General features: G+C 70.3%; 16 protein-coding genes. 9 read left to right on the plus strand and 7 right to left on the minus strand.

Translation table 11 applies throughout. The features are described from left to right. Positions 1–18 precede the first annotated feature (18 nt). Positions 19–507 carry a molybdopterin-dependent oxidoreductase gene (locus tag SPR02S_RS23055; RefSeq protein WP_019059362.1) on the plus strand — a complete coding sequence of 163 codons (489 nt, stop codon included), beginning with the start codon at positions 19–21 and terminating at the stop codon, positions 505–507. On the opposite strand, the gene SPR02S_RS23060 is transcribed toward SPR02S_RS23055, so the two are convergent. Beyond that, the gene (locus tag SPR02S_RS23060) at positions 422–3160 is read right to left on the minus strand and encodes a molybdopterin-dependent oxidoreductase (protein ID WP_019059363.1); all 2739 of its coding nucleotides are present in this window, start codon (positions 3158–3160) and stop codon (positions 422–424) included. The genes SPR02S_RS23055 and SPR02S_RS23060 overlap by 86 nt on opposite strands. Continuing rightward, entirely contained in the window at positions 3157–3978 is an 822-nt protein-coding gene (locus SPR02S_RS23065; RefSeq protein WP_019059364.1) for an FAD binding domain-containing protein, read from the minus strand. Before SPR02S_RS23065 ends, SPR02S_RS23060 begins: the two co-directional genes overlap by 4 nt. A 180-nt stretch (positions 3979–4158) precedes the next feature. Here SPR02S_RS23065 and SPR02S_RS23070 point away from each other — a divergent pair, with 180 nt between their 5' ends. The 3 genes from SPR02S_RS23070 (at position 4159) to SPR02S_RS23080 (ending at position 7870) form a co-directional block, all read left to right on the plus strand. After that, positions 4159–5646 (plus strand): helix-turn-helix domain-containing protein, encoded by a 1488-nt coding sequence (locus SPR02S_RS23070; RefSeq protein ID WP_019059365.1) that lies wholly within the window; start codon positions 4159–4161, stop codon positions 5644–5646. Positions 5647–5672: 26 nt separating this feature from the next. Further along, positions 5673–6605 (plus strand): LysR family transcriptional regulator, encoded by a 933-nt coding sequence (locus tag SPR02S_RS23075; RefSeq protein ID WP_019059366.1) that lies wholly within the window; start codon positions 5673–5675, stop codon positions 6603–6605. Positions 6606–6709: 104 nt separating this feature from the next. Then, positions 6710–7870, plus strand: a complete 1161-nt coding sequence (locus SPR02S_RS23080; protein WP_019059367.1) for an NAD-dependent formate dehydrogenase — start codon at positions 6710–6712, stop codon at positions 7868–7870. A gap of 41 nt (positions 7871–7911) precedes the next feature. Here the strand turns inward: SPR02S_RS23080 and SPR02S_RS23085 are convergent, their stop codons facing one another. Then, positions 7912–8307 carry a TOBE domain-containing protein gene (locus SPR02S_RS23085; protein ID WP_019059368.1) on the minus strand — a complete coding sequence of 132 codons (396 nt, stop codon included), beginning with the start codon at positions 8305–8307 and terminating at the stop codon, positions 7912–7914. A gap of 97 nt (positions 8308–8404) precedes the next feature. Here SPR02S_RS23085 and SPR02S_RS23090 point away from each other — a divergent pair, with 97 nt between their 5' ends. Next, positions 8405–8995, plus strand: coding sequence for a DUF1707 SHOCT-like domain-containing protein (locus tag SPR02S_RS23090; RefSeq protein WP_019059369.1), 591 nt, complete (start codon positions 8405–8407; stop codon positions 8993–8995). Here SPR02S_RS23090 and SPR02S_RS23095 read toward each other — a convergent pair. The 3 genes from SPR02S_RS23095 to SPR02S_RS23105 form a co-directional block, all read right to left on the minus strand. After that, complete coding sequence (locus SPR02S_RS23095) at positions 8973–9494, minus strand: hypothetical protein (protein ID WP_019059370.1); 522 nt, start codon at positions 9492–9494, stop codon at positions 8973–8975. The two genes, SPR02S_RS23090 and SPR02S_RS23095, sit on opposite strands and share 23 nt — an antisense overlap. Before the next feature lie 153 nt (positions 9495–9647). Next, positions 9648–11603 (minus strand): APC family permease, encoded by a 1956-nt coding sequence (locus SPR02S_RS23100; protein WP_019059371.1) that lies wholly within the window; start codon positions 11601–11603, stop codon positions 9648–9650. Between the two features lie 458 nt (positions 11604–12061). Beyond that, entirely contained in the window at positions 12062–13636 is a 1575-nt protein-coding gene (locus SPR02S_RS23105; RefSeq protein ID WP_019059372.1) for a Na+/H+ antiporter, read from the minus strand. 184 nt (positions 13637–13820) lie between these two features. On the opposite strand from SPR02S_RS23105, the gene SPR02S_RS23110 reads away from it, so the two are divergent. After that, a complete protein-coding gene (locus SPR02S_RS23110) occupies positions 13821–16370 on the plus strand; it encodes an ATP-binding protein (protein WP_019059373.1) in 2550 nt (849 codons plus the stop codon). On the opposite strand, the gene SPR02S_RS23115 is transcribed toward SPR02S_RS23110, so the two are convergent. Beyond that, entirely contained in the window at positions 16348–16884 is a 537-nt protein-coding gene (locus SPR02S_RS23115; protein WP_019059374.1) for a hypothetical protein, read from the minus strand. The two genes, SPR02S_RS23110 and SPR02S_RS23115, sit on opposite strands and share 23 nt — an antisense overlap. A 261-nt stretch (positions 16885–17145) precedes the next feature. Between SPR02S_RS23115 and SPR02S_RS23120 the strand changes: the two genes are divergently transcribed. The 3 genes from SPR02S_RS23120 (at position 17146) to kdpA (ending at position 20999) form a co-directional block, all read left to right on the plus strand. Next, positions 17146–18978, plus strand: a complete 1833-nt coding sequence (locus tag SPR02S_RS23120; protein ID WP_019059375.1) for an APC family permease — start codon at positions 17146–17148, stop codon at positions 18976–18978. A 244-nt stretch (positions 18979–19222) separates the two neighbouring features. Then, positions 19223–19312: a K(+)-transporting ATPase subunit F gene (kdpF, locus tag SPR02S_RS59560; protein WP_016434100.1), complete on the plus strand. Its 90-nt coding sequence runs from the start codon at positions 19223–19225 to the stop codon at positions 19310–19312. Positions 19313–19319: 7 nt separating this feature from the next. Continuing rightward, positions 19320–20999, plus strand: coding sequence for a potassium-transporting ATPase subunit KdpA (gene kdpA, locus SPR02S_RS23135; protein ID WP_019059377.1), 1680 nt, complete (start codon positions 19320–19322; stop codon positions 20997–20999). The last annotated feature ends 45 nt before the right edge of the window (positions 21000–21044 follow it).

Genomic DNA, 21044 nt, shown 5'->3' on the forward strand with positions numbered 1-21044 from the left:
TCCGGGAGGTGATGGCTCGTGACGCTCGCGCAGCTCGACCTGACGGGGGACCTCGCCCGACCCACCCGGCTGACCGTGCCCGACCTGTCGAACTGGCCGCTGCACCGGGTCCGGGTCAGCTTCGAGTGCGCCACCAGCGGCACCCAGGTGCACCGCTTCGCGGGACCCCGGCTCTACGACGTCCTGTCCTCCGCCGGGCCCGGCTTCGACCCCGTCCGCCGCAAGGACCGGCTGCGCTTCCTCATCGCGGTCAGCGGTGCGGACGGGCACCACGCGCTGCTGTCCTGGGCCGAGATCGACCCCGACTTCGCTCATGCCCCTGTTCTGCTCGCCGTGAGCATCGATGACACCCCGCTGGACCGTGCGGGACCGCAACTGGTGCTTCCGCAGGACCGTTGCGGGGCCCGGCACATCAGTGGGATCAGGGCGATACGGGTGGACGGGAGGTACGGGGCGACTCGGCCAGTGCCCGCCACACCCGGTCTCGGGTCAGCGGAAGTTCGGTGAAGCGGACGCCTGTCGCGTCCCGCAGGGCGTTGGCGAAGGCGGGCGCGACCGGGTTGAAGGGGCTCTCGCTCATCGACTTGGCGCCCAACGGGCCGATGGCGTCCGCTGTTTCCATGAAGTGGACCTCGGTGCGCGGCACGTCCGCGTACTGGGGGAGCCGGTAGCGGCGGAACGCGGCCGTCTCCACCGCACCTTGCTCGTCGATCCGTACGTTCTCGAAGAGGGTCGCGCCGAGCGCCTGGGCGACCCCGCCCTCCACCTGACCCCGGCACTGCATCGGGTTCATCACCTTGCCCGCGTCGGCCGCGTGCACACTGCGCAGGATGCGGATCTCGCCCGTGTCCGGGTCCACGGCGACCCTGAACCACTGGGCGTTGAAGGCTACCGAGCGAGGCGTCCCGCCGAAGTGCCCGTCGGCGGCGAACTCCACCCCGACCGCCGCACCCGCCGCGTGCAGCTCCTTCAGAGTGAGACGGCCACCCGGGTGCAGTACGGCCTCCTCGGCCAACGTGCAGTCGGCGCGCGGGAGTTGCAGACGGGCGGCGGTGAAGTCGAGCAGCTGGTCGGCCAGGGCGCGGGAGGCGCGGAGAGTCGCCTTGCCCGCCACCACCGTGCCCGTGGAGGCGAAGGCGCCCGTGTCGTGGCGTACAACGTCGGTGTCGGACTGGCGGACGGTGATGCGGTCGACGGTGGTGGCGAGTTCACCTGCCGCGATCTGACGGTGGACCGTGGTGGTTCCGTTGCCGAACTCGGCTGTGCCTACGGCGAGATCGAAGCCGCCGTCGGGGAGGAGGCTCGCCTTCGCGTCGGCGATGTGGCCGCCGGGCGGGCCCGTCGCGATCATCGCCAAGGCCGCTCCCTCGCCGACCAGCCAGCCGTCGGGAGCCGCGTCCCAGGGGTCGGTCTGCGCGCCGCGCACGATCGACACGCACTGGTCGAGGCCGTAGCTCGCGATGTGCAGGTCCTCCTCCTCGCCGCCGGGGGAGACCATCGGCTCGCCCGGACCGATGATGTTCTTCGCCTTGAACTCCAGCGGGTCCAGGTCGAGTTGGCGGGCAAGTTCGTCGAGGGCCGACTCCACGGCGAACATCACCTGGCCGAGGCCGTAGCCCCGGAAGGCGCCCGCCGGGACGGTGTGCGTGTAGACGGAGAAGGCGTCGACCTTCTTGTGCGGGGCGCGGTAGACGGCCATCGACTCGCCGACGCTGTGGAACATGACGGCGGGGCCGTGGTTGCCGTAGGCGCCGGTGTTGGAGACAACTCGTAGCTGGAGCGCGGTGAGTTGGCCGTTGCGGCGGGCGCCTGCCTTCACGTTGATCGTGAAGGGGTGGCGGGTGGTCGCGCCGTAGAACTGTTCGGCGCGGGTGTACTCCAGTTTCACCGGGCGGCGCAGGCGTAGGACCGCGAGGGCCACGATGTCCTCGACGAGCATCTCCTGCTTGCCGCCGAAGCCGCCGCCGACCCGGCCGGCGACGACCCGGACCTGTTCCTCGGGGAGGTCGTACAGTGCGCAGAGGGCGCGGCGGGTGAGGAACGGGGTCTGTGAACTGGTGCGTACCGTAAGCCTGTTGTCCTCGTCGAACCACGCCACCGCGCCGTGCGTCTCCAGGCTCGCGTGCTGGACGCGCTGGGTGCGGTACGTGTCCTCGTAGACGGCGTCGGCCTCCGCGAAGCCCGTCTCCACGCTGCCGATCTCGCCGTGTGCCTCGCCCACGACGTTGTTCTGCGGACGGGAGATGAGGGCCGTAGCAGCGTCCTTGTCGTGGACGACCGGGGCGCCGGGGCGCATCGCCTCCTCCGGGTCGAGGACCGACGGCAGAGTCTCGTACGTCACCTCGACGCGTCGGCAACCCTCCTCGGCGGCGGCCTCGCTGTCGGCGACTACGGCGGCGACGCGTTGGCCGATGTAGCGGACGGTGTCGTCGAGGACGCGGGTGTCGTCCGGGTCCTCGGTGGGGTGCTCGTGGCGGGCCGTGGAGAAGTGGCGTTCAGGGGCGTCGTAGTGGGTGAACACCGCTTGTACGCCTGGGACTTGGAGAGCCGCTGTGGTGTCGATGGTGGTGATGCGGGCGTGGGCGTGCGGGGAGCGGAGGAGCTTCATGTGGAGCAGGTCGGGGACGTCGATGTCGAAGGTGTAGCGGGCGGTACCGGTGACCACCTGGGGGCCTGCGGGGGCGGGGAGGTTGCGGCCGACCGCCTCGCCCGCGCCCGGTGCTTCGGCGTGGCGGACGCCTCGTACCGCGTCCTCGATGGCGCGGTAGCCGGTGCAGCGGCACAGGTTGCCCTTGAACGCCCTTGGGAGGTCGGTGAGTTGGTCCTCCTTCAGGGCGGCCGTCGTCATCAGGAAGCCGGCCGTGCAGAAGCCGCACTGGAAGCCCTGGGCGTCCAGGAACTTCCGCTGTACCGGGTGGAGTTCGCCGTCCTCGGCGGCCAGGCCCTCGACCGTGGTGACGGTGTGGCCGTCGGCGCGGAAGGCCGGGTAGAGGCAGCTGTGCACCGGTTCGCCGTCGACGTGGACCGTGCAGGCGCCGCAGTCGCCCGCGTCGCAGCCCTTCTTCACACCGAACCAGCCGCGCTCGCGGAGGTATGTGCGCAGGCACTGACCCGGGCGGGGGTCCTCGGTGAAGGAGCTGCCGTTGATCTCGATCTTCATCCTGCCGTCTCTCCCAGCTCCCGGCGGATCTCCTCCGCGTAGCGGAACGTCATGTGCGCTCGCCATTCCGGCAGCCCGTGGATGTCGTCGAACCATTCGTGGTCCGCCACGGCGGAGGCGATCGCCGTGCGCAGTTCCTCGGCCGTCGGTGGCAGCGGGAACCACAGGCGGAACGGGCGGACCGTCGACGCGGTGATCGTCAGCGCGAGTGAGCCGTGCAGTGGGTCCAGGGTGCCGATGACCAGGACTCCGGAGCGGCCGAGGCCGTAGAGCGAGGCCTGGCGGAAGGCCGTACGGCAGGTCAGGGCGCGGGCCGGGACAGTGATCGAGCGGAGCAGCTCGCCCTCGGCCAGGTCCTTGCGGCCCGCGCCGGTCACGAAGTCGGCGACGCGGACCCGGCGGCGTAGGCCGTCCTGGGACAGGAGGAGGCACTCGGCGTCCAGGGCGGCGGTGAGGGAGATCATCGGGCCCGCGGGGAGGGCGTTGCAGAGGTTGCCGCCGACCGTCGCCATGTTCCAGATCTTGAAGGAGGCGAGGAAGGCGCGGCAGCACTGCTCGAAGAGCGGGGCCGCTGTGGTCGTCAACTCCTTCGCGAAGCGGGAGAGTCGGGCGATCGTGCAGGTCGCGGCGATCTCCAGGGAACCGTCCGGGTGCCGCTCGACGGGCGTCCAGCCGGTGCGGCTCAGGTCCACCAGGCGGCGCAGGTGCGGTTGCGGCTCGGAGAAGAGATATGTGCCGCCGCCGAGCCAGGCGTCGCCCGGCCGCCAGGGTGTCGGCTGCCGGGCGTCGAGGATCTCGGCCACCGTGTTCAGGTCCATGACCGCCAGTGAAGCAACGCGGAGCGGGTCGGGACGACTGGTTCACAGCACGGAAACGCCGACGTTCCCGGGCTTCACTCTGGAGGATCAACCAAGAGGCGTTTCGGGTGATTAGTCTTGCACTTACCATGCAATCACTCGTGTTCACCTGGCGAATGCGAGATGCGAGGAGCCGGAACCATGCACGTCGAACACCTTCTTCAGGACGAGTCCCTCGGCCTGCGCCTGCTGTGGGCCGAGGACGCCCAGCTGGCCCGGGAGATCAGCGGAGTGACCGTGACCGACCTGGAGGACCCCGCGCGGTTCGTGCGGCGGGACGAGGTCGTGCTGAGTGGGCTCGTGTGGTGGTCGGCCGAGGACGGGCCCGGGCGGGCCGAGCGGTTCGTGTCCGCGCTGCGCGGGGCGGGCGCCGCCGCGCTGCTCGCGGGGGAGGAGACGCACGGTTCGGTGCCGGACGATCTTGTCGAGGCGTGTGTGCGGCACGGGTTGCCGGTGGCCGCCGTACCGGCGCACATCATGTTCCGCGCGATCACCGACACGGTGTACCTCGGGCGGTGGGGCGAGCTGAGCCGTCGGCACACGCTGCCGGAGAACGTGCGGGGGCGGCTGAGTCGGATGGCCGCGCAGGGGGCGGGGCCGGAGGCGATCGTCGCGACCGCTTTCGCTCACCTCGAACGGGCCGTCGCGTATGTCCTCACGCCCTCCGGGCGGACGGTCGCGGCGACGCCGGTGGCTTCCGCGATACCGGTGGAGAAGGCGGCCGGACTGCTGGGGGAGGCCGTGCCCGTCGATGCGGATGGGGTCTCACCGTACGAGCGGTGGCACCTCTACCTTCCCGATCCCGATGACGCGCCGCCGCGCATGGTGCACGAACTGGCCTCCGTGCTGGGGCGCTGCCAGGAGGCGCGGGTGCGGGTGCGGGCCGAAGAGCGGCAGACGGCCGATGAGTTGGGGGCGTTGCTCGCCGTGGAGGGTGGTGATGGTGCGGCCGTGGTGGTGGCGCTGCGGGCGTGCGGGTTGCCGGACGACGGGCCGTATCGGGTGCTCGTCGCGGAGACCGGGGCGCAGCGGGCCGGGCTCGCCGAGGGGGCGTTGGCGGAGGTGGTCGCGCATGTGGTGCCGGGGGAGGGCGCCGTGGGGCGGCTGCCGGACGGTACCGCCTTCGCGGTCGTCACCCGGGGCGAGGTCGACGCGCTCAGCGAGGTGTGGCCGCTCGTCGCCGCCGGTGAAGCCGCCGTACCGCTGTACGGCGGGACCGGAGCGCCCGTCGCCGTGGCGAAGGAGCTCAACGGGGCGCTGGCGGAGGCGCGTTACGCACTCGCCTCGGCGCGGAGTACCGCTGCGGCGGGCGGCTCCGCGCTCACCGACGCTTCCACCCTCACGGGGCTCGACGCGCTGCTCACCGGTGTTCCGGCGGAGGTCCGTACCGTCTACAGCCGTACCGTCCTCGGTCAACTGCGCTCCAACGCCGTCCTGTTGGAGACCCTGGAGACCTTCCTGGCCTGTGACGGTTCCTGGGCGCGGACGGCGGAGGCGCTGCATCTGCACGTCAACTCCGTGCACTACCGCATCGGGCGCATCGAGCACTTCACCGGCCGCGACCTCTCCCGCCTCTACGACCGACTCGACCTGTGGGCGGCCCTGTTGTGCCGGACGGATGCGGCTTAGCCTGCACGTCACAGGGGAGGTCACGGATGCTGTTGCGTCAGCTGGAGTACCTCGTCGCGCTCGCCCGTGAACGGCACTTCGCGCGCGCCGCGGCGGCCTGCTATGTCTCACAGCCCTCGCTGTCGGCCGCGATCCGGCGCCTGGAACACGAGTTGGACGTGCCGATCGTGCGGCGCGGCAGACGGTACGAGGGGCTGACCCCCGAGGGCGAGGTGGTGCTCGCCTGGGCGCACCGCATCCTGGCCGAACGGGACGCGCTGCACCAGGAGTTGTCCGCGCTGCGGGGTGGACTGACCGGCACGCTGCGGCTGGGTGTGGTGCCGACCGCGCTGCCCGCCGCCTCCCTGCTGACCACCCCGTTCTGCGTACGGCATCCCCGGGCCAGGGTCGCCCTGGAGTCGCTGTCGTCCGTCGGCATCACCCAGGGCCTCGCCGAGTTCGAGCTGGACGCTGCGATGACGTACCTGGACGACGACACCCTGCGCAACGTCCGCCGGGTCCCGCTCTACGAGGAGCGGTACGTCCTCCTCACGCCCGTCGACGGGCCACTTGCCGGTGTTTCCAAGGCCAGTTGGGCACAGGCGGCGACCCTTCCCCTCTGCCTGCTCAACTCGCGGATGCGCAACCGCCACATCATCGACGAGTTCTTCGCGGCCGAGGGCGCGACGGCCTCTCCGGCGATCGAGTCGGACAGTGTCGCCGGGCTCTACACGCTGCTGCCCGGCGGCCGTTGGTCCAGCGTGATCTCGCACGCGTGGCTGCACATGTTCGACGTACCGGAGGGGATGCGGGTCGTACCGCTGAACGGGCCCGCGCACGGGCCCCGGGTCGGACTGGTCGTGGCCCGCAGCGAGCCCCGATCGGTGCTGGCGGAGGCGCTGTTGAAGGTGGCGCGGGAGGCGGGCGTACGGGACGCGCTCGACGAGTTGCTGCACACGTACCTGGGTGGCGGCAGCTGATAGGAGCGGGCTATCTGGACATAGCAACGTTCGCTTTGACCAGGACGATCGACCCCGAGGATCGTGAAGTGCACCTTCCGACAACGGAGTTGAGGAGCCGCGACATGGCCAAGGTTCTCTGTGTCCTGTACGACGACCCGATCGACGGATACCCGACCTCGTACGCCCGCGACGACCTGCCGGTGATCGACCACTACCCCGGCGGCCAGACCACCCCCACTCCCGAGGCGGTCGACTTCACCCCGGGCCAGCTGCTCGGCAGTGTCTCCGGTGAACTCGGCCTGCGCGCCTACCTGGAGGCGGCCGGGCACACCCTCGTGGTCACCTCCGACAAGGACGGCGAGGGCTCGGTCTTCGACCGTGAACTGGTCGACGCCGACATCGTGATCTCGCAGCCGTTCTGGCCCGCGTACCTCACCCCGGAGCGGATCGCCGCCGCCAAGAACCTCAAGCTCGCCGTCACCGCCGGCATCGGCTCCGACCACGTCGACCTCGACTCGGCGATCTCCCACGGCGTGACGGTCGCCGAAGTCACGTACTGCAACAGCATCAGCGTCGCCGAACACGTCGTGATGATGACGCTGTCCCTCGTGCGCAACTACCTGCCGTCCCACCAGGTCGTGCTCGACGGCGGCTGGAACATCGCGGACTGCGTGGCCCGTTCGTACGACCTCGAAGGCATGCACGTCGGGACGGTCGCCGCCGGGCGGATCGGGCTCGCGGTGCTGCGGCGGCTCGCGCCCTTCGACGTCAAGCTGCACTACACCGACCGGCACCGGCTTCCCGAGGACGTGGAACGGGAGTTGGGGCTGACCTGGCACGAGAGCGCCGAGGACATGGTGCCGCACTGCGACGTCGTCACCATCAACGCGCCGCTGCACCCCGAGACCGAGGGGCTGTTCGGGGACAAGCTGCTCGCGCAGATGAAGCGCGGGGCGTATCTCATCAACACCGCGCGGGCGAAGATCGTCGACCGCGATGCCGTCGACCGGGCGCTGCGCAGTGGGCAGTTGGCGGGTTACGCCGGTGACGTGTGGTTCCCGCAGCCCGCTCCGGCGGACCACCCCTGGCGGACCATGCCGCACCACGGGATGACCCCGCACATCTCCGGGTCGTCGCTGTCGGCGCAGGCCCGGTACGCGGCGGGCACGCGGGAGATCCTGGAGGCGTTCTTCGCGGGGCGGCCGATCCGGGACGAGTATCTGATCGTGGACGGGGGCGCGTTGGCCGGTACGGGCGCGCACTCGTACTCCGTCAACAAGTGACGGAAGCGCCCTCTAGGTGACGGCCGGGGCCGCCGCACGCCTCACACACGGTCGATGTGCACGTTCGTCGACTTCACGCGGGCGGTGGCCTCCATGCCGACCTCCAGGCCGAGTTCCTCGACGGCCTCGCGGGTCAGCAGGGAGACCAGTCGGTGCGGGCCCGACTGGATCTCGACCTGGGCCGCGACATCGCCGAGCTTGATCGCGGTGACGATGCCGGGGAACGCGTTGCGGACCGAGGTGTAGGAAGGGTCCTCCTCGACTTCGCCCGCCTTCGCCAACTCGACCGAGAACGCGGCCAGATCGACCCCGTCGATGAGCCGGCGCCCGCCCTCGTCGCGGTGGGTCGTCACCCGGCCCGCGTCCGCCCACCGGCGCGCGGTGTCCGGGCTCACGCCGAGCAGCCGCGCCGCCTGGCCGATTGTGTAGGACTGCATACGCGCCACCCTAGGGGCAGAAACGTGAACCGGTGGACGGGGGGTTGGCTCTGGGGTATAACGCGATATAGCGCAGGCCGTCGATCGGGGTGAGGGTATGTCGGGTGAGCTGACGAGCACGACCGGGTTGCGGGCCTCGCACGCGGACCGGGACCGCGTCGTGGACGTGCTCACCGGCGCGGCCGGCGACGGACGGCTGACCGCCGAGGAACTCGACGAGCGCGTCGAGGCCGCCCTGACCGCCCGCACGATGGGTGAGTTGGCGGTCCTGACGGCCGACCTGCCGGTGGTGGCGGGCACGACCCCGGTCGAGGTGAAGGACGTCGCCCGCATCGAGCAGAACGGCGGTTCGACGCGGCGCGGCGACGGCTGGGTGGTGCCGCGCCGACTGGAGATCCAGTCGCGCCTGGGCGATGTGACCCTCGACTTCACCGAGGCGGTGATCACGCAGGGCACGTTGCGCATCGACCTGGACATGCACCTCGGTTCGCTACGGCTGCTGCTCCCGCCGGGCATCGTGGTGGACACGGACTCCCTGGTGCTCAACTACAGCAAGGTCAAGACACGCGGGTCCGGGGACACGGGGGCTCCGGTCGAGCTGCGGATCGAGATCGCCGGACAACTGGGCTTCGGGAAGGTCCGGGTGCGCCGGACGCGGCGCGCGGTCAGGAAATCCCCGACGCCCTGAGGACGGACCGGGCGGTCTCGTCGTCGATGAGATGACCCAGGTGACGCCGGACATCGGTGTCCTGGCGCAGCGTGCCGCGTTCCATCGAGTGCCGGATGCCCGTGTCCAGCTCGTGCCAGAGCAGCGGGTTGGCGACCAGGACCCGGGGGTCGAGTTCGAGCCACTGTCCGTGCGTGTCCCGGAGGACCAGGCGTGTGGAGACATCGCCGTACTGCCGTACGACGGTCAGCGCGTCCGTGTGCACCGTGCGGCGCAGCAGCGGGCTGTCCACGGTGAGCCAGCCGGGGCCGGCGGTGACGCGGTGCGGCAGCAGAACGGCGAGCAGTGTCGCCGACAGGGCGAACCACAGCAGCGCGCGGGTCAGGGTGAGGGTCCCGGCGTTCCAGTCCACCAGCAGGGTCATACCGAGGAAGCCGAGCGCACACCCCGCCGCGAGCCGGGCGTCGCCACGCCAGTGGCGGTCGCCGGCCGGGTCCGGTGGAGGTGCGCTGTGCCGCATGAGGCCGACGGTAGGCCGCGGACGGCGCGCTGCGGGGGCCGCTGACGGGGCTCTTACACACCGGTGCCGGATTTTGTCGTGCTTCTTACGGTGGTGTCGGCTCGGGGGGCCCGAACGGCCGGCCGGTGTGCATACGCGGTCGCGGTGTGCCGGTCAGCCGGTGTGGACGCGCGGGCGTCGGGTGCGGTCCGGTTCTGCCTCGCGGAGGACCTCTCGGGTGACCGGGGCGACCTCGCCCTGGCCGAAGAGGAAGAAGCGGAGGAAGTTGGCGAACGGGTTTCCCTCGGTCCACTCGAAGTACATGTGGGGGATGCGGCCCGTCGAGTCGCGGACGTGGAGCATCAGCGCGGCCAGGGCGTTCGGGATGGAGGACGACTCCAGGGTCAGGACCCGGTAGCGGCTGTGCAGGACTTCGCCGCGTACCGTCAGGCCCGCCTCGAACTCGGAGGCGTCGAGGACCGTCACCTCGACGAACACGAAGTCCTCGCCGGGGATGTCGTTGTCGTTGCGGATCTGCTCGATCTTCTCCCGGTACTCCGCCTTGTCGCGCCGGTCGGGCTCGTTGGCGACGAAGCGGATCTTCCGGCTGGCCATGTCGCGGATGAATCGTTCCGCCATGGGGTCCAACTGCACGCTCGTCACCCGGAGTTCGAAGGCGCGGGCCAGCCGGGACAGCAGGGAGACCAGGATGATGCCGGCGATGAAGCAGGCGCCGATCTTCACACCGTCGGGGCGTTCGATGACGTTCACGACGGTGACGTAGAGGAGGACCGCGGAGACGATGCCGAAGACGACGGTCCAGTTGCGCTGCTGGGCGCGGCGGGCCGCGATGGTCACCGCGATCGCCGCGGAGGACATCAGGACCAGGACGCCGGTGGCGTAGGCGCCGCCCTGGGCGTCGACGCTGGCGTCGAAGATCCAGGTGACCAGGAACGCGACCAGCGTGAAGACGATCACCATGGGGCGGACGGCGCGGGCCCAGTGCGGGGCCATGCCGTAGCGGGGCAGGTAGCGCGGCATCAGGTTGAGCAGGCCGGCCATCGCGGAGGCGCCGGCGAACCACAGGATGGCGATGGTGGAGAGGTCGTAGACCGTGCCGAAGGCGTTGCCCAGGTACTCGTGCGCGAGGTAGGCGAGCGCGCGGCCGTTGGCCTGGCCGCCCGCCTTGAACTCCTTCTCCGGGATCAGCACGGTGGTGATGAAGCTGGTGGCGATCAGGAACACGCTCATGATGAGCGCGGCGGTCGTCAGCAGCTTCTTGGTGTCGCGGATACGGCCCTTGGGGTTGTCGTGGGTGTCGTCCGGGTCGCCCTCGACGTGCGGCATGACGGCCACGCCGGTCTCGAAGCCGGAGAGGCCGAGGGCGAGTTTGGGGAAGACCAGCAGGCTCACGCCGATCATCGCGAAGACGTTGCCGTGCTCGGTGGTCAGGGCGCTGGTCCAGTCGGTGACCACGTGTTCCTGGGTGACCACGTGCCACATGCCGACGATCACGACGACGACGTTGAGGCTCAGGTAGGCCGCGACCAGGTACACGGCTACGCCGATCGCCTCCAGGAAGCCCTTGAGGAACACCGCGCCCAGCAGGGCCACCAGGATCAGCGTGATCAGCATCTGCTTGTCGTGCAGCATGCTCGTCAGGTGCGGGTTCTCCACGAGGTGGGTGGAGGCGTCCGCCGCCGACAGGGTGATCGTGATCAGGAAGTCCGTCGCCGCGAACCCGAGCAGGGTCAGGACGAACAGCTTGCCCTTCCAGAACGACAGCAGCCGTTCCAGCATCGCGATGGAGCCTTCGCCGTGCGGGCTCTCCTCGGCGACCCGGCGGTACACGGGGAGGGCGCCGGCCAGGGTGACGATCACCAGCACGATCGTCGCGACCGGGGAGAGCAGGCCGGCCGCGAGGGCCGCGATGCCGGGCTGGTAGCCGAGGGTGGAGAAGTAGTCGACGCCGGTCAGGCACATCACCCGCCACCAGCGCTGGCCCTGGTGGACGTGCTGTTCCGGTTCCGGTGCGGCCTGCGTGGCGTGCGTGCCGCCCTTGCCCATGTCGGCCAGGCCCTCCAGCATCCAGGCGCGCATACGACTGGGAGGGTGTTCGATGGTGGCCATCGGCGTGCTCCTGAGGTGCGGGTGCGGGTCAGCGTGGGGTCTCTGGCCATCACGCGGACGGCGGCACCAGCGTAAGCGGAGAGTGACGCGTGGGCCCATGGATGTGGGGGGCTTGGGCGTCAATCTTGCGTTAAGACTGGCCGGGTTGGTGGAGGGGGCGCATCAGGAAAGGGGGGACGGGGCTGGTTGGGGGTGCGTTGGGCTGTATGGGGGGTGGGGACGGGGTGGTTGGGGGTGACGGATACCCAGCGTTACGGGGGTGGGGGCGTTTCGTCGCCCAGGAGCTCGGGGGGTGCTCTTGTGTGGCGAGTGCGGGTGCCTTGTGGCTGGTCGCGCAGTTCCCCGCGCCCCTAGGTGGGTGCAGGGGGCCGGGATGGGGGTGCCGGCAGGTTGGGTGGGCGTGCGGCGATCGGCCGTTCTCGGGACGCGGGCGCGGACCGCCGATCTCCACTGAGCAGTCATACGTCCGCCAGCCTTGCCTCCTCCAGGTCCAGTGACCGTTGGAGTCGTCTGCGGGTTGTGTCGCTGATGGTGTGGTCGTCGTAGAGGCGCTGTAGTTCGAGCGTTTCCACGGTGATCAGGTCGCGGCGGAGTTGGCGGTAGACCAGGTCGGCCGACTCCGTGTGGGAGGTGTGGCCGTTGGGTTCGGCGAGGCGGTCGCGGGCCTCGTCCAGGCGGGCGTTGAGGCCGCGGCGGAGGCGGTCGAGGACGACGTCCGGTACGGCCTCCAGCTCGGCGAGTTCGTCGAGGCGGCGGATGCCCGCGTCGGCCAACCGGCAGCGGGCGGAGGCCTCTTCGCGTTCCGTGTGGTCGGGTTCCAGGGCGATGCCGGAACGGCGGACGACCGGGGCGAGGGTGAAGCCCTGCACGACGAGGGTGACGACCACGACCGACGTGGTGAGGACCAGGACGAGGGGGCGGTCGGTCAACGTGGCGCCCGTCCTGGTGACTTCGGGGATCGACAGGGCCGCCGCCAGTGGGAGGACACCCCGGGTGCCCGCCCAGGTCAGCACCATCGGCACCCGCCAATTCACCCTGTGCACCCCGCCCTTGCGCTGCACCACCGCCGACAGCGGCGCCAGCCACAGCAGTCGTACGGCGATCAGCGTGCCCGCCACCGCGAGCGCGTACAGGGGCCATGCGCGGTCGCCGTCGGACAGCGCCCGGACCTGCGCGGGCAGGGCAAGGCCGATGAGCGAGAACACCACGCTCTCCAGCAGGAACACCAACGTGCCGTAGACGGCGTGCAGTTGGAGCCGGATGCGGGCGTTGGTGAGGCGATCGCCGCGACCGCCGAGTACGACCCCGGCGACCACTACCGAGGTGACGCCGGAGGTGTGGGCGCCCTCCGCCAGGACGTAGGCCGCGTACGGGGTGACCAGGGCGATCACCGTCTCCAGGACCGGGTCCTCGGTGCGTCGGCGGATCAGGGTCACGACGTACGCCACGGCCGCTCCGATGACCGTGCCGCCGCCCGCGAGCACCACGAACTCCCCGCCCGCCGCACCCCAGTTGGCCGCCGCCGAGGCCACGGCGACGCTCACCGCGACCCGGAACAGGACCAGCGAGGTCGCGTCGTTGAAGAGGGACTCCGCCTGGACGAGGATCTGGACCCGGGGCGGTAGGGCGAGGCGGCGGCCCAGTGCGGTGACGGCGACCGGGTCGGTGCTGGCCAGGACCGCGCCGAGCACGAGCGCCATCTGCCAGGAGAGCGGGGTCACCGTCGATGCCACCCAGCCCACGGCTGCCGCCGACGCCAGGACCAGGCCGATCGCGAGGATCCCGACCGGCTTCCACACCGCCTTCAGCTCACGCCACGACATGTCCTCGGCGCTGACGTAGAGGAGCGGCGGCAGGACGACCAGGCCGATCACGTCCGGGCTGATCTCGATCGACGGGGTGCCCGGCAGCAGGGCGACGGCGAGACCGGCGACCACGAGGAGGGAGGGGGCGGGGATCCGCCAGCGGCGGGCGAACGTCGCGACCAGCGTCGCCAGTACCACGAGTGCCAGAACCGTACCGACGCCGCGCATGCCGTCCCCTTGTGGTCTTGGACGAGCCCATGCGGACTCCCCGCCGACCAGACTTCCCGGCACACCGCGTTCACCCTAACCCGGCCCGGCGCCGTCAAGACAGTGTCAACGTCCTTGCGGGCGGCGCCAGGGACGCATCAAGAAGCCTGCCCGGAGGGCTGGCGGAGCGCTTCTCTGGGAGGCGATGAACGACGTACTGCGACGCGGACGGCTCAAGGTCTACCTCGGGGCGGCCCCGGGCGTCGGCAAGACCTACCGCATGCTCGACGAGGCCCGGCGCCGGGCCGCCCGGGGCGCCGACGTGGTGGTGGGCTTCGCCGAGTGCCACGGGCGCCCGCGCACCGAGGCGATGCTCGACGGCCTGGAGGTCGTGGCGCGGGCCCAATGTGCTTACCGGGGTGGGGAGTTCGAGGAGATGGACCTCGCGGCGGTCCTCGAACGGCGCCCGGAAGTCGCCGTCGTCGACGAGTTCGCGCACAGCAACGTTCCCGGCGGCGGGCGCAACGCCAAGCGCTGGCAGGACATCGACGTGCTGCTCGCCGCCGGCATCGACGTCGTCACCGCCGTCAACGTCCAGCATCTCGCCTCCCTCAAGGACGTCGTCGAGAAGATCACCGGGGTGCCGCAGCACGAGACGGTGCCCGACGACGTCGTACGCCGGGCCCAGCAGATCGAGTTGATCGACATGCCGCCCGAGGGACTGCGGCGGCGCATGGCGCACGGCAACATCTACACACCCGAGAAGATCGACGCGGCCCTCGCCAACTACTTCCGGCCCGGAAACCTCACCGCCCTGCGGCAGTTGGCGCTGCTGTGGGTCGCCGACCGGGTCGACGAGGCCCTGCACACCTACCGCGCCGAGCACGCGATCGGCGGGGTGTGGGAGACCCGGGAGCGGGTGGTCGTCGCGCTCACCGGCGGGCCCGAGGGCGACACGCTCATCCGGCGCGCCGCGCGTATCGCCGACCTCCCCCACTCTCGGCTTCGCTCGACCGGGGGGACCCCCATCGCCGGCGGTGACCTGCTCGCCGTGCACGTGGCCCGCAGCGACGGACTCGCCGCCGGGGTGTCGCACGCCTCGCTCGCCCGGCAGCGCAGGCTCGTCGAGGACCTGGGCGGCAGCTACCACTCGGTGGTCGGCGACGGTGTCGCCACCGCCCTCGTCGAGTTCGCCCGCACCGAGAACGCCACCCAACTCGTCCTCGGCACCAGCCGCCGGGGCCGGTTCGAGCGATTTCTGACCGGTCCCGGCACGGGCGAGACAGTGACCGAGTTGTCCGGTGACATCGACGTCCATCGGGTCACCCACGAGCGCGCCGGACGCGGCACCCTGCTGCCCTCCCGCCGCCGTACCCTCTCCACGGCACGGCTGATTGCCGGGCCCGTGACGGGACTTGTGCTCCCGCTGCTGCTCACCGTCTGCCTCGCCCAGGTGCGTGACACGGTCAACCTCACCAGCGAGGCACTGCTGTTCCTGCTCGCCGTGGTCGGGGTCGCCTGCATAGGCGGTGTCACCTCGGCGGTCATCGCGTCGGTGACGGCCTCGCTGCTGCTCAACTACTGGTTCATCCCGCCCATCGGGCAGTTCACCCTGGACGACCCCAACGCCCTTCTGGCGCTAGGGGTGTTCACGGTGGTGGCGGCGACCGTGGCCGCCGTCGTGGACCGTTCGCTACGACTGTCCCGGCGCTCGGCGCGTGCCACCGCCGAGGCGGAGACCATGTCCTCCCTCGCGGGCAGCATCGTGCGTGGCGGCCAGACGATCCCGGCGCTGCTGGAGCGAACGAAGGAGACCTTCGGCACCGACTCGGCCGAACTAGTCGACCAGCCGCCGGACCACGAGGTCGGCAGCGGGGTCACGACCGTCCCCGCGGGTCCCGGTGCCTTCCTCGTGCTGCGCGGACGCACCCTGTCCTCCTCGGAACGGCGGGTGCTCGCCGCCTTCGCCGCCCATGTCGGTTCCGCCGTCGAACGGGCCCAACTCGCCGAAGCGGCAGCCGAGATCGAGCCGGTGAAGGCCGCGGACCGGTTGCGTACGGCGCTGCTGCGGGCCGTAGGGCACGATCTGCGGACGCCGCTCGCGGCGGGGTGGGCGGCCGTGACCTCGTTGCGCGGGCGGGATGTGGAGTTCTCGGACGAGGACCGGGACGAACTCCTCGCCACCGCCGACGAGTCCATGGCCAAGCTGAACCGGCTGCTGGAGAACCTCCTCGACCTGAGTCGGCTCGAGGCGGGTGTGCTTCCGCTGAATCTGCGGGCCACGAGTCTGGAGGAGGTGCTGCCGATGGCGCTCGCGGACGTGCCCGATGTGGATCTGCGGGACGTGGAGTCGATTCCGCCGGTGCTCGTGGATCCGCCGCTGCTGGAGCGCGTGATCGCCAACCTGGCCGGCAACGCCGCCCGGCACACTCCGGCCGGGCGGCGGGTCATGATCACCGCCAGCGCGTTGGGCGGGCGGGTGGAGTTGAGGGTCGTGGATCGAGGGCCTGGGCTGCCGACTGCCGGTCGTGAGCGGCTCTTTGAGCCCTTCCAACGGCTCGGGGACACGGACAACTCCACCGGGCTCGGGCTGGGGCTCGCGCTTGCGCGCGGGCTCACCGAGGCGATGAACGGGACGCTCGCTCCCGAGGACACTCCGGGTGGCGGCCTGACCATGGTCGTGTCCCTTCCGCTGGCCGAATGGGTGGACCCGTCAGCCTCGACAGCGGTGGCTACTCCAAGCCGGACACCTTGAACACCGTCTCCGCGGTCTCGCGTTCGACGCGTTCCGCGACCCGGCGCAGCGCGGTGGCCCCGCAGGTGAGGGTGCCGGTGGCGATGGACCGGCGGGAGTCCTCGGAGACGCGGTGCCACAGGTCGGGGTTGTGCACCAGCACATCGGGGTCGATCTCGACCCGGCCGCCCAACTCGTCCCGCAGCACGAGGCGTTGAGAGACTCCGTCCAGACAGCGTACGGAGACCAGCCGGTCCGTGCGGACGCGTCGTTCGCGCAGTAGTCCGCGTGCGGACAGCCAGCCCTCGCCCGCCCGGACCCGGGCCGGGTACAGCACCAGGAAGAGCAGTACGGCGAGGGCGAGCCAGAGCGCGCCGCGCCACAGCGTGAAGCGCCCGCTGAAGTGGTCGACGAGCAGCAGGAGTCCGAGCAGCGCGCCCGCGCAGCGGAACGTGTCGCGCAGGTTCCGCGCCCACCGCCGGTCGTGCGCCGCTGCGCGCGGTTGCTGCGCGTGAGCGTCGTCGGGGCGTCCCATGGTGGCGACGGTAGGGACTCCGGGCGTACGGCGAACGGGCCGTGACGCGACTCTGACGGGCGGCCCGCGCTTCTTGACGCCGTCGCAGCGGAGGAGGGCGGGGCTGTGCGGGTCACATCGTCGTCAAGTTCGCGTCAAGGAACGCGTGTTCGGCGCGAAGAAGACGCAAGGAGAAGGGGAAACCGGCCACGGCGGGACAGAACCTGAAGCGCACCCGCGCGTTCCCGTCAGCGCGCGTCCGTACGTGAAGGAGCCATCAGCATGACCGTTCTCGCTGTCCAGCCGGGTGAGACACCGGCCGACGAGGAGCCCCCGGATACCGGCGAACGCCACCGGCTGACCGCCCTCGGCGGGTTCGCCGCCCTCTTCCTGGACGCCATGGCGTCGGTCGCGTACGGCCCCGAGGCTATCGTCCTCGTGCTGGCCGCCGCCGGTGCGCACGGGCTCGGCTTCACGCTGCCGGTCACGCTCGCCATCGCCGCTCTGCTCGCGGTGCTCGTCGCGTCGTACCGGCAGGTCATCGCGGCCTTCCCGGACGGCGGCGGCTCGTACGCGGTGGCGAAGACCCACCTGGGCGCGCGGACGAGCCTGGTGGCGGCGGGCTCGCTGGTGCTGGACTACGTCCTGAACGTGGCCGTCGCCGTGACTGCCGGAGTCGCGGCGCTCACCTCGGCTTTCCCGTCGCTCTACGGTGAACGGGTGTGGCTCTGCCTGGCGGTGTTGACACTGGTAACAGCTGTGAACCTGCGTGGGATCGCCGAGTCGGCACGGGTGTTCATCGTGCCGACCGTCGTGTTCATCGGCTCGATCTTCGTCCTGATTGTGATCGGCCTCTTTCGCGATGCGCCTGTGAACCGGGTCAACAGCGAGTCCGTGGTGACCGGCAATGTCACAAGCGTCGGTGTCCTGCTCCTGCTGAAAGCCTTCGCGTCCGGATGCAGCGCCCTCACCGGCGTCGAGGCCATCGCCAACGCCGTGCCCTCCTTCCGCGCACCCCGCGTGAAACGGGCCCAGCGCGCGGAGGTCGCCCTCGGCGCGGTGCTCGGCGTGATGCTGATCGGCCTGTCGGTCCTGATCTCCCGCTTCCACCTCCAGCCCGTCCAAGGAGTCACCGTTCTCGCCCAGCTCGCGGACGCCTCCCTCGGCCACAACTGGGCTTTCTACGTCATCCAGTTCGCGACGATGATCCTGCTCGCCCTGTCCGCGAACACGTCGTTCGGCGGGTTGCCGGTGCTGCTGAAGCTGCTGGCCCGCGACAACTACCTCCCGCACGTCTTCGCCCTCAAGGCCGACCGCCAGGTGCACCGGCACGGGGTGCTCGCGCTGGCCGCGGTCTCGGCGGCCCTGCTGGTGTTCTCCGGCGGTGACACCAACACCCTCGTGCCGCTCTTCGCGATCGGCGTCTTCGTCGGCTTCACCGTCGCGCAGGTCGGCATGGTCCGGCACTGGCGCGGCGAACGGGGCACCGGCTGGCGCGGAAAGGCTCTCCTGAACGGTTTCGGCGCGGTCCTCACCGGCGTCGCGGCGGTCGTCGTCACCGCGAGCAAGTTCGACGACGGCGCCTGGCTGATCGTGATCACCCTGCCGCTGCTGGTGCTGGCCTTCGAGACCGTGCACCGCGCGTACGCGCACATCGGCGAACGGCTCGGCCTCGGCCGCATCCCTGAACCTCCGCACCGCGACCGTTCGGTGGTGATCGTGCCGGTCTCGTCCCTCTCCCGGCTCACCTCCGAGGCGCTGACGGCCGCGGCCTCCCTCGGCGACGAGGTCCGCGCGGTCACGGTCTGCTACCCGGACCCCGAGGACCGCGCCAACCTGCACGCCCTGGAACGCGCCTGGGCCCAATGGGACCCCGGTGTCCCCCTGGTCCAACTCGCCTGCGAGCGCCGCTCGTTGGGCCGCCCCATCGCCGCCTACGTACGAGACGTCTCGGCGACGGAACCGGACACCCGGGTCACCGTCCTGATCGCGGAGGTGGAGCCCGTACGGCTGTGGCAGCGGCTGCTCCAGAACCAGCGGGGGGCCGTGGTCGCCCATGCGGTACGGCGGGACACGGACGCGGTGATCTGCCGGCTGCGGTTCCGGCTGTTCTGATCCCCGGGTGCGGTGCGCGCGCCCGGTTCGCGGCGTCGCCGTAAGAGTCGCGTCAAAGGCGTATGCGTCGCCGTAAGGGACCCGTCAACGGCGGCCGAATCCGGTCACAGGCGCGGTTACCTCTAAGCGTCCGTTCCATTCGCACCTCATTCCAGGAGCTCACGATGGCCGATCTGGCCTTCGTCGTCACCACGATCGCGGTCTTCGCGTCGGTGGCCCTCGTCGCCAAGGGGGTGACGAAGCTGTGACCGCCGAGAACATCGTCGGCCTCGTCGTGGCCGTCGCCCTGCTGGGCTATCTCGTCCTCGCCCTGATCTTCCCGGAGAGGTTCTGAGAGCGATATGGGTCCCGTCCTTGCCGGTGTGCTTCAGCTGATCGCGCTCATAGCGGCGCTGGCGCTCGCCTACGTCCCGCTCGGCAACTACATGGCCAGGGTCTACTCCTCCGACAAGCACCTGCGGGTCGAGAAGTGGATCTACAAGGGCATCGGTGCCGACCCGAACACCGAGATGCGCCGGCCCGCGTATCTGCGCGGCGTGCTCGCCTTCTCGGTGGTCGGTGTTCTCTTCCTCTATCTGCTCCAGCGGATCCAGGGGATCCTGCCCGGCTCGTTGGGCTTCTCCTCCGTCAATCCGGCGCAGTCGTTCAACACGGCCGTGTCGTTCGTGACGAACACCAACTGGCAGTCGTACTACGGCGAGCAGACCATGGGTCACGTCGTGCAGACCGCCGGGCTCGCCGTGCAGAACTTCGTCTCCGCGGCCGTCGGCATCGCCGTCGCGGTCGCTCTCGTACGCGGCTTCGCGCGCTCCCGTACCGGTGAACTCGGCAACTTCTGGGCCGACTTGGTGCGCGGCGTCATCCGCATCCTGGTACCGCTCTCCGTCGTCGCCGCGCTCGTGCTCGTCGCGTGCGGCGCAATCCAGAACTTCTCCGGGATCCATGAAGTCGGGCAATTTTTTAATGGGCACAGCATGGGCGGCCACCAGCAGTGGAACGGCGGCGCGGTCGCCTCGCAGGAGGCCATCAAGGAGGTCGGCACCAACGGCGGCGGGTACTTCAACGCCAACTCGGCCCACCCCTTCGAGAACCCGACGCCGTTCACCAACCTCTTCGAGATCTTCCTGCTGCTGGTCATCCCGTTCGCGCTGACCCGTACCTTCGGCGTGATGGTCGGCTCCATCAAGCAGGGCTACGCGATCCTCGCCACCATGGCCACCATCTGGGTCGGTTTTGTCGCCCTGATGATGTGGACCGAGTTCGCCCACCACGGCGCGGCGCTCCAGGCCGCCGGCGGTGCGATGGAGGGCAAGGAGACCAGGATCGGCGTCGGTGCCTCCTCGATCTTCGCGGTGTCGACGACGCTGACCTCGACGGGCGCGGTGGACTCCTTCCACTCCTCGTTCACCGGTCTCGGCGGCGGAATCACCATCCTGGGCATGCAGTTGGGCGAGATCGCACCCGGTGGTACCGGCTCCGGGCTGTACGGAATGCTGATCATGGCCGTCATCGCGGTGTTCATCGCCGGGCTGATGGTCGGCCGTACACCCGAGTACCTGGGCAAGAAGATCGGCACCCGCGAGATGAAGCTCGCGGCCTGCTACATCCTGATCACCCCGGCCCTGGTCTTGATCTTCGCGGCCGCCTCCATGGCGCTGCCGACCCCGCCGCACTCCATGCTCAACTCCGGCGCGCACGGCTTCTCCGAGGTGCTGTACGCCTTCACCTCCGCCGCCAACAACAACGGCTCGGCCTTCGCCGGTCTGAACGCGAACACCGACTGGTTCAACACCATGACCGGACTCGCGATGGTGCTCGGCCGCTTCCTGCCGATGGTGTTCGTGCTGGCCCTGGCCGGTTCGCTCGCCGAGCAGAAGCCGGTGCCGGTCACGGCAGGAACCCTGCGCACCGAAAAGCCGCTGTTCACCGGCCTGTTGGTGGGCGCGATCCTCATCATCACCGGTCTGACCTACTTCCCGGCGCTGGCGCTGGGACCGCTGGCCGAGGGGCTGGCGTCATGACCACCCGCATAGACAACCAAGAAAACCAAGCAAACCAAGAGGACT

Source organism: Streptomyces prunicolor NBRC 13075 (genome assembly GCF_000367365.1).
GTDB lineage: Bacteria > Actinomycetota > Actinomycetes > Streptomycetales > Streptomycetaceae > Streptomyces > Streptomyces prunicolor.